The sequence below is a fragment of the Pseudoroseomonas cervicalis ATCC 49957 genome, from assembly GCF_000164635.1.
GTDB lineage: Bacteria > Pseudomonadota > Alphaproteobacteria > Acetobacterales > Acetobacteraceae > Pseudoroseomonas > Pseudoroseomonas cervicalis.
Genome location: NZ_GG770778.1, coordinates 693333 through 695013, shown reverse-complemented (window position 1 = coordinate 695013; position 1681 = coordinate 693333). Strand labels below are relative to the sequence as shown.

The 1681-nt window shown below is 71.9% G+C and carries 1 protein-coding gene; it reads left to right on the top strand.

What is annotated here, in order from left to right:
* On the top strand, window positions 1-1681 hold a 1681-nt coding region (locus HMPREF0731_RS25285), incomplete at both ends, for a peptidoglycan D,D-transpeptidase FtsI family protein (protein ID WP_007004038.1).

The following is a 1681-nucleotide window of genomic DNA, read 5'->3' as shown; positions in this document are numbered from 1 at the left end:
CTCGCCCGCCGCGCCCAGCTGGAGCGCAGCCGCGGCCGCCTGGTGGTGGCGGCGCTGGGCTTCGGCGCGCTGTTCCTGGCCGTCGCCATGAAGGCCACCTGGTCCACCGTGATCGCGCCGGCCGAGCCGAAGCGGCTGAACGCCGCGGTGCGCGCGCTGCAGCCGCCGGCGGCGCATGCCGCCAGCCGCGCGCCGATCACCGACCGCAATGGCGAGATCCTGGCGATCTCCCTGCCGGTGACCGCGCTGGTGGCCAATCCGCGCGTCATCCACAACCCGGCCGAGGCGGCGGACAAGCTGCGCACCGTGCTGCCGCAGCTCGACCGCGAGCGGCTGATCGAGCGGCTCTCCGGCGATCGCGGCTTCGTCTACATCGCGCGCGCCCTGACCCCGCGCGAGCAGCAGGGCGTCATCAACCTCGGCATCGCCGGCCTCGACTTCGAGGAGGCGGAGCGCCGCTACTACCCGCAGGGCCGCGCCGCGGTGCATGTGCTGGGCAATGTCGATGTCGACGGCAACGGCATCTCCGGCATCGAGCGCCGCTTCGACGAGCAGCTGCGCACCGATCGCGGCACGCCGCTGCGGCTGTCGATCGATGTGCGCGTGCAGCTCGCCATGCGCGACGCGGTGAACCAGGCGATCCACGACTTCAACGGCATCGGCGGCGCCGGCGTGGTGCTCGACATCAACACCGGCGAGGTCGTCGCCATGGTCAGCCTGCCGGACTACGATGCCGGCGACATCGGCGGCGCGACGCCGGACCAGCGCTTCAACCGCGTCACGGTGGGCGTCTACGAGCCGGGCTCGACCTTCAAGCTGTTCACCGCCGCCGCCGCGCTCGAATACGGCACGGCCAATGTCTACAGCTCGACCTTCGACGCCTCGCGCCCGATCCGCTACGGCCGCTTCACGATCAGCGACTACAAGGGCAAGAATCGCTGGATCACCTTCCCCGAGATGCTGGCCTATTCGTCCAATCTCGGGGCGGCGCACATGGCCGCGACCTTCGGCCCGCAGCGCCAGCGCGAATTCCTGAGCCGCGCCGGCATGCTGTCGCGCCAGCAGATCGAGCTGCCCGAGGCCGCCCTGCCGCTGGTGCCGCCGGCCAATGCCTGGCGCGACATCAACATGTACACGATCTCCTTCGGCCACGGCATCAGCGTCACGCCGCTGCATGTGGTGACCGGCGCGGCGGCGATCGCCAATGGCGGCATCCTGCGCCAGCCGACGCTGCTGGCCCTGCCGCCCGGCGCGCAGCGCGAGGGCACGCGCATCGTCAGCGAGCGCACCAGCGAGATCATGCGCCGGCTGATGCGGCTGGTGGTCACCGATGGCTCGGCCCGCAGCGCCGAGGTGCCGGGCTATTTCGTCGGCGGCAAGACCGGCACGGCGCAGAAGACCGGCCCGCATGGCGGCTACCTGATGAACAAGCGCATCGCCGCCTTCGTCGGCGCCTTCCCGATGCAGGCGCCGCGCTACGCGCTCTACGTCATGGTGGACGAACCGACGCCCAATGCCCGCAGCCATGGCTACGCCACGGCGGGCTGGGTGGCCGCCCCCGCCGCCAACACGGTGATCAGCCGCATCGCGCCGATCCTCGGCCTGGTGCCGGAGGATCCGGCCAATCCGGCGATCATCGCCGCCACCGCCATCCCGCTGCAGCCCGGGCGCGGGCCGCGCC